The sequence below is a fragment of the Noviherbaspirillum sp. genome (assembly GCF_036846085.1).
GTDB lineage: Bacteria > Pseudomonadota > Gammaproteobacteria > Burkholderiales > Burkholderiaceae_D > Noviherbaspirillum.
The window spans coordinates 1-7838 of the sequence record NZ_DAIUCO010000250.1 but is presented as its reverse complement, the minus strand read 5'-3'; the positions used below and the strand labels follow the sequence as shown (position 1 = coordinate 7838).

7 protein-coding genes are annotated in these 7838 nt (G+C 57.1%); 2 read left to right on the top strand and 5 right to left on the bottom strand.

Annotated features, from left to right (window positions below):
* From V7080_RS21355 to V7080_RS21340, 4 genes are all read right to left on the bottom strand, one after another.
* Positions 1–729, bottom strand: a 729-nt coding sequence (locus tag V7080_RS21355) for a hypothetical protein (protein WP_334190409.1), incomplete at its 3' end; no start/stop codon positions are given.
* 10 nt (positions 730–739) lie between these two features.
* On the bottom strand, positions 740–1405 hold the full coding sequence (locus tag V7080_RS21350; RefSeq protein WP_334190408.1) for a TetR/AcrR family transcriptional regulator: 666 nt from the start codon (positions 1403–1405) through the stop codon (positions 740–742).
* Positions 1406–1504: 99 nt separating this feature from the next.
* Positions 1505–2749: a patatin-like phospholipase family protein gene (locus V7080_RS21345; protein WP_334190407.1), complete on the bottom strand. Its 1245-nt coding sequence runs from the start codon at positions 2747–2749 to the stop codon at positions 1505–1507.
* Between the two features lie 119 nt (positions 2750–2868).
* Complete coding sequence (locus V7080_RS21340) at positions 2869–3390, bottom strand: phasin family protein (RefSeq protein ID WP_334190406.1); 522 nt, start codon at positions 3388–3390, stop codon at positions 2869–2871.
* A 208-nt stretch (positions 3391–3598) separates the two neighbouring features.
* Between V7080_RS21340 and V7080_RS21335 the strand changes: the two genes are divergently transcribed.
* A complete protein-coding gene (locus V7080_RS21335) occupies positions 3599–5587 on the top strand; it encodes an SDR family oxidoreductase (RefSeq protein ID WP_334190405.1) in 1989 nt (662 codons plus the stop codon).
* 263 nt (positions 5588–5850) lie between these two features.
* The gene (corA, locus tag V7080_RS21330) at positions 5851–6816 is read left to right on the top strand and encodes a magnesium/cobalt transporter CorA (protein ID WP_334190404.1); all 966 of its coding nucleotides are present in this window, start codon (positions 5851–5853) and stop codon (positions 6814–6816) included.
* A 33-nt stretch (positions 6817–6849) separates the two neighbouring features.
* On the opposite strand, the gene V7080_RS21325 is transcribed toward corA, so the two are convergent.
* Positions 6850–7782, bottom strand: coding sequence for an esterase/lipase family protein (locus V7080_RS21325; RefSeq protein ID WP_334190403.1), 933 nt, complete (start codon positions 7780–7782; stop codon positions 6850–6852).
* Positions 7783–7838 lie beyond the last annotated feature (56 nt).

Below are 7838 nucleotides of genomic sequence, written 5' to 3'. Positions count from 1 at the left end.
CATGGCGTCCAGCGGCACGCAGGCAGCGGCCTCTTCGTAAAGAGCAACCGCTTCATTCAATTTCTTTTTTCCTTCCAGCATCACCAGGCCGTTGGCATACTCGACCCGTGCGATGGCGGATTGCGGATTCAGGACCAGCGCCGTCTTGAAATGCTTGAGACCTTCTTCCTTCTTGGCGCCATAAGTCAATCCGCCGATCATCGCACCTACTTTGTCGATAATTTCGGCGTGATAGGTGCCAAGGCCGATATGCGCATCGGCATGTTTCGGCGCCAGCTTGATGGTCATGTCGAGACTGGACTTGACCTTGTTGCCGATACCCTGGGAAAGCGCCTTGACGATGGAGATGCCTTGCGCATAGCGGCCCAGCGCGTAAGCGTGGGAGTAGTATGCAGCGGCGTTCTTCGGCTGCGCCGCCTGCTGCTCCTCGCATCGTTCTGCAATCTCCTGGAACATCGCCAGCTTCTTCTTCTCTGATTTCTCCAGATAGGTGGCATAGATGGCGCTCGCCTTGTTTGCTACCGTATAGCCGGCGACGCCTTCCGCGAGACCCAGTTTCGCGGCTTGTTCGAAATCACCCGCGTGGAACGCGATCCAGGCATCGACCAGGGCCGCATCCTTGGGGAACGGTTCTGCATCGCCGATGTGCAGGCGCGCCCACACCTTCTTTAACGATGCCGGCGTATGGCGATAGCTGTCGTCGGAGTAGGGGAATTTGGTCCAAGCCATGGCGGTGTCCTTATTTGAGTTTTTTAAGATATTCCTCGGCCAGCTTCTCGAACAGAAGATGGGTTTCTCCGCGCAGGTATGGCCCGATCAGGGATAGCACCTGGTAACAGCCGCGGGCAAGGGCATCGGCCATCGCTTGCTGTTCGCTGTACTTGCGCGGATTGCGCACATATTCGTAGGACAGCCAGTAGGTGGCTACCACCACCATGTTCGTTGCCAACGCATCGACTTCGAGATCGCTTGCTTCGAGCGCCTTATCGGCACGCAAACCGATGCAGAGCTGTTGCGCCACCTGGATTTTGTAGGCGAGGATTTGCTTGAAATGCAACTCCAGCTTGCGATTGCGCGAGAGCAGGTCGCTCAGATCGCGGTAAAAAAACCTGTAGCGCCATACCAGCTCGAACATCAGGTGAAGGTACAGCCACACGTCCTCGATGTTTGGCCTGCGCCCCGCAGGCACCGCGAGCATGCGCCCGATCTCGGCCTCGAATTGTGCAAAGAGCGAGTTGACGATGTCGTCCTTGTTGCGGAAATGGTAGTACAGGTTGCCGGGCGAGATGTTCATTTCCTCGGCAATCACCGTGGTCGTAATGTTCGGTTCGCCGAACTCGTTGAACAGCCTCAGCGATAACTCCAGGATTCTTTCGCGCGTGCGTCGCGGCGCTTTTGGTTGCATGCTAGGCGTCTCCCGTTGTTGCTTTCGTTTTTGCTAGCATAACATTGATAAATCAATCCACAAACGCCATTTGCCTCGATCGCGAAGCCGGTTAAACACTTATGCAGCGCCGGTTTTCAGGTATCGCTCCAGGCTGTCCAGCGTTTCATCAAGGTCCGTCGTCACAGAGCGTTTCGCCGGCTTCCGAACCCGCGTCTTCACCAGCGTCAGGCTGGTATCCCGCAGCACCGAAAGATTCAATTCCAGGCCGTGCCGTGCCAGCAATGGTCCAATCTCGTCCCGGCGCCGCCACAACATGATGCGCGTGTCCTGGTAAGCGTTTTCGCATATCCTGCGCCGGCTGTTATAACTGAACAGATTGGTGAAGAACATATCGGCATCGTCCTGGCTCGGCTCGATAAGCATGATGCCGGTATCGGGGTAAGCAAGTGCGTAGTTACCCATACCTATCTCCACGCGCGAATGGATGATCGCGCGTAAAGTCTGCGACAACACCGAGGTCAAACCGCCGCTCGCCAGTTTGCCGGGCGGATGAACCGCACGGGCGTTATAGGGCACGATGGGATTGACGCAAAGCAGCAGGTCAAGCCCGGTATCCAGTGCGATTGATGCATGCAGGGTCTTGCGCAAGGCGCCGTCCACAAAATGACGGCCATCGATCTCCACGGGCGGAAAGATGCCCGGCACGCAGGCACTTGCGCGCGCCGCCCTGGAAATCGGAACATGATCGAATCCCGGCTGACCGAAGCGGACCGGTTCGCCCGAATCGAGATCTGTCGCAACGATGACCAGCTTGCGCTTGAGCGCCCGGAAGTCGTCACTGCGGCCTTCTGCGGCGAACGTAAGTGCAATCGCCTGTTCAATCCCGGCGCCAGACAAAATGCCAGTCGGCAGCGCCTCCTTCAGCCGCTCAAAGGAGCCGGCGAGACCGGGCCGCGTTCCGTTTCTTAAATAATGGACAACAGATGATGCAAGCAGTCCCGGTAGCGCGGTTCCCCGCCTGCAGAATTCGGTCCATGCGGGCGTCAATAGCGCCTGGGGCAGGAACATGCTGGTGGTTGGATCGTCCGGATCGCTTTCGACAAAAAGCCGGCACATCTGGTGCGGGGACATTCCATTCGCAAGCGCTGCTGCGATGATGCCGCCCGCACTGATGCCGACAAAGATATCGGCATTATTCAGGTCCAGTCCCTTTACCGATTCCTGCAATGCGGCGAGGGCGCCAATTTCATAAACCGCGCCAAGCAGTCCGCCGCCGGCGAGTGCCAGGCCGATCTTGGGTTGATGTCTGGATGCGGCGCGTGGAACGCGGCGCGGGCTTTCAAACGGGGATGTCTTCGTCATCGAGTTATGCCAAGTGCTCGGGCGGCATGTTGTGCCTGTGCTGCGCAGGAGAGTCCTGGTCTCATAGCATCAAGCCCGCAAGCCGGCATCCAGGCCGGCTTGTCGGCCGCCGTGCCGCATTATTTTGCTGCGGCTGTTTTTGTCGCTTTGCGCACTGCCTTTTTGACAGGGGCCTTTTTTGGTGCTGCTTTCACCGGCGCTTTGCGGGGCGGCGCCTTGGTTGCGGCGGCCTTCTTGCCGGACAGGTTTGCCACTGCCTTATTCAATTCCTCGACACGCTTTGTTAAAGCCTGTATGTCTTTCTGCGTTGGTACGCCCAAGCTCTTCAACGACCGCGACACGCGATCTTCAAAGACCTGCTCCAGCTTGTCCCATGAGCCCGACGCCTGTTTGCTGACGTTGTCCGCCATCTTGGTGACCGTATCGGTAACGCCGGAGACCTTGCCTCCGGCCAGCTGCTGGGTGCGCTTCTGAAGGTCCGTACCCTCTTTGACCAGCTTCGCGAACACCTTGCCGCCTTCTTCCTGTGCCTTCGCAAACGCGCCCAGGCCGGCCTGCCAGATCTGCTGTGCCGATGTGCGTACCGCTTCGGCCAATTGCTTGTCGTCGGACTTTGCCAATGTCTTCAATTTCTTCACCATGATGAACTCCATTCGTTGGTTGACTGAACGCCGGGCCATCCGACGCGCTTTTTGATGATGGAAGTGTATGCGGCAAAAGTAGAGACGGCATTCTAAAGCCATAGAGCGCAGGTTCTAATGCGGCATGCCGGGACACATCGGGTCTTGCCAACAAGGGTTTAGCCTGCAATGATTGGAGCCTGAAAGTTCACAACAACAAGGGGGGCACATGCAGTATTTCGTCACTGGAGCAACCGGATTCATCGGCAAGCGATTGGTCAAGAAGCTGCTGGGCCGCAAGGGCAGCGTCGTATACTTCCTCATGCGCGAAGCGAGCGCCGACAAGGTGGCTTCGCTGCTCGAATATTGGGGCACGACCAAGGCAAGAGCGGTTCCGGTATATGGTGACCTGCGTGCGCCCAAACTCGGCGTGTCGCGCGAAGACACCAAGACGCTGTCGAAGAACATCGATCATTTCTTTCACCTTGCCGCCATCTACGACCTGAAGTCGGACGCCGAGGAGCAGATGGCCGTCAACGTCGAGGGCACACATAATACGGTCGCGTTCGCCAATGCCATCGGTGCGAAATGCTTCCATCACGTCAGCTCGATCGCCGCTGCCGGCCTGTTCGAAGGAATCTTCCGAGAGGACATGTTCGATGAGGCCGAAAATCTGGATCATCCCTATTTCGCCACCAAGCATGAGTCGGAAAAGATCGTCCGCAAGGAATGCAAGGGCGCCTTTCGCGTGTATCGCCCCGGGATGGTGGTCGGCGATTCGAGGACAGGCGAAATGGACAAGATCGACGGTCCTTATTATTTCTTCAAGCTGATCCAGCGCATACGCCAGCTCTTGCCGCCGTGGATGCCGACGATCGGCATTGAAGGCGGGCGGATCAATATTGTTCCGGTCGACTATGTGGTCGACGCGATGGACCATATCGCCCACCAGCCCAAACTCGACGGACGGTGTTTCCACCTGACCGATCCGGAGCCAATGCGGGTCGGTGATGTTCTCAATACATTCGCGCGCGCGGCCCATGCGCCGACGATGAGCCTGCGGATCAATGCCGCGCTATTCGGCTTCATTCCGAAATCGGTGAAAAAAGGAATGATGGCATTGACGCCGGTGCGTCGCGTCCAGTCCGCCGTGATGAAAGATCTTGGCCTGCCGGATGACCTGATGCAGTTCATCAATTACCCGACGCGTTTCGACAACCGCGATACGGCGGCGGCGCTGAAGGGCAGCGGTATAGCGTGTCCGCGGCTGGAGGATTATGCGCATCGGATCTGGGATTACTGGGAACGCAACCTCGACCCGGATCTGTTCATCGACCGCACATTGCGCGGGCAAGTGGCCGGCAAGGTTGTGCTGGTCACAGGCGGGTCGTCCGGCATTGGTCTGGCGGCAGCCCACAAGCTGGCGGAAGCCGGTGCAATCACCATCATCTGCGGAAGGGATGAAGACAAGCTGGCCGAGGCAAGGAAGGAAATTAATGCCCGCGGCTTCGATGTGGTGACCTATGCAGTGGACGTCGCCGACATGGCGGATTGCGATCGCTTTGTCCAGCTCCTGATTGCCAACCACGGCGGCGTTGATGTGCTCGTCAATAACGCCGGCCGCTCGATCCGCCGCGGCATCGAGTCAAGCTATGACCGTTTCCATGACTTCGAAAGGACGATGCAGCTCAACTACTTCGGTGCACTCAGACTCACCATGGGGCTGCTGCCGAAAATGATTGCGCAGAAGCGCGGCCAGGTCATCAATATTTCATCCATCGGTGTCCTGACCAACGCTCCAAGATTTTCCGCCTATGTTGCTTCGAAGGCAGCACTCGACGCCTGGACGCGGTGCGCAGCCTCCGAATTCGCCGACATGAACATCAAGTTCACCACGATCAACATGCCGCTGGTACGAACGCCGATGATCGCACCGACCAAGATTTACCAGAACGTCCCGACACTGACGCCTGAGGACGCGGCCGATCTGATCGCCCAGGCGATCGTGTATAAGCCGGTTCGCATCGCGACCCGACTGGGCATTCTCGGCGAGGTGCTTCACGCGCTTGTACCGCGGATTGCGCAGATCGTCATGAACACCAGCTTCCGCATGTTCCCTGACTCGGATGCCGCAAAGACGATCGGTGACAAGAAGGCGCCACAAATGAGTGCCGATCAGATTGCCTTGCAGCAGCTTTTGCGGGGCGTGCATTTCTAGATCCGGCAGGCCTGTGTCCGACCATGCCTGCCAATGCCCGGGACAATGTTTCGACTGAGCCTTCCACGGTCCCGGTATTGGCAACTTGAATTGGACCGTGCCATCGGACAATGGCTTGATTTTCTTCGGTAAGCGGCGGTCCCACGTCGTTTAACATTGGGTAGCCACTATGTTCATGCGTCCCTCGAGCCATTTTCTCTGCTTCGAGCAATGTCAGGGGCCAGTTCGAGTCTTTGTATACCCGCTATCCGGAGTGCCTGATTGTGCTTATAAATTGCGTTGCCTACAAAGAAGGCCGTCGGCTGGCCGACGTGGCGATGAGCAACATCGCCAGCTACATCCATCAACCGGATTGCTTCGTCTGGATCGCGTTGAAGGACGCGGAGCCCGCCGAGTTGGAGAAGATGCAGGCTGAATTCAACCTGCATGAGCTTGCGGTTGAAGACGCGCAGCATGGGCATCAGCGACCAAAGATCGAGGAGTATGGCAACTCGCTGTTCGTGGTCGTGCATACCGTGGAACTTACAAATGGTGAACTCAACGTCGGTGAGCTTGCCATCTTTGTTCAGGAAAGCTATGTGCTTTCCGTCAGAAACCGCAGCAGCCAGGACTTCCTAGCTGTACGCGAGCGGTGCGAAAGTGAACCACATCTCTTGAAGCAGGGCGCCGCCTTTGTCTGCTACGCATTGATGGACGCAGTGGTGGACCGGTACTTTCCGGTATTGAACATCATCGAAACCGAACTGGACCTGATCGAGGAGCAGATTTTCAGCGAAGGCGCGCAGCGCGCAAATATCGAAAGGCTTTACCAGTTGAAGCGCAAGGCGACGGTGCTCAAGCATGCGGTCACGCCCCTGATGGAGGCGCTATTGAAGCTTTTTGGAGGAAGGGTGCCCCCGATCTGCATCAATACCCAGGAATACTTCCGGGATGTGTATGACCATCTGTATCGCATTAACACCGCGATTGATGCCATACGCGACACCATCAATACGGCGATCCAGGTCAATCTGTCCATGGTTACGATCGAGGAGAGTGAGGTCAACAAGCGGCTTGCAGCGTGGGCAGCCATCTTTGCCGTCGCAACGGCCTTCGTCGGCATCTGGGGAATGAACTTCGAACATATGCCCGAGCTGAAATGGAAATACGGCTATCCGGCATCCCTCGGTTTTGTCGCCTTGCTGTGCGGGTACTTGTATTACCGTTTCAAAAAATCGGGATGGCTATAGCGCCGCAACGACCGACGGAATCAAGGAGGGCAATTACCGGGGTATTTTCAATACTTCGTCGATGACGATGGACTGCACCTCCGGATGCATCGCCAGCGCAACATGCCCGACGCCGCCCATCTCGATATTGACTGCACCCGGAAGGCGCGATGAAATCTGCGGCGCAACGATATTGTCGTGGTGCGAGAATATCGACACGAAAACACGGTAGGAATCCACATCCTCGCTGGCTGCGAGCGCTTGCAGCCATTCGCTGCATACACCTTCCAGCCCATCCTCGGTCCAGCGCATCTGCTCGCAATTCAATCCGACGCCAAAATTCGCAAGTCCGGTTCCACGGTGGGGCGTGCCGAGTGTGATGATCTTCGCGACGCGACGATCGCCATGATCCCGCAGGTAGACACGTGACGCCAATCCGCCCATGCTGTGCGCGACGATGACAATCCTGTCGCTGCCTGTTTCGCTGCAAATGTTTTCCACCGCGCGATGAATCACGGAGGCATAGGCGTCGATGCTGCCGATGACTGGCTCCATATTGATGGCGTAATGGCTGATGTCCGCCCGTGTCATCGCCTTGCTCATCGAGTGCCAGTAGCCGCTGTTGCAGCCATACCCATGCACAAGCAGTGCCGGCAGCGCGGCAGGGCGCCGGGCAATCCGCTTGTCGAACGTATGGAAGGGCATGGTCCAGGAGGAGGAAATCATGCTGGCGCTGAATTCGCCGACAAACAGCCTTATTGCCTGCATGAGATTCAGCTTGTATGCCGCAGGAGTCTCGCTTCTATAACGCCACGACAGGTAAAAATTGTTGGCATTGATGAGTAATCGCAGCAGCACGATCGCACCAATACCGCAGATTACCGCGGTCCATGTATCGGCACCGAGAACCTGGACAACTGCCAGGCCAATCAGCATGGCAATCAGTAATTGCAACAGCAGCAGCGAGCGGGTGATCCTTACAATCATCGAGATGCAAACAAACTATTGATCTAGGCGGTGGCCGACAGTTTCGGGGCCGGTTT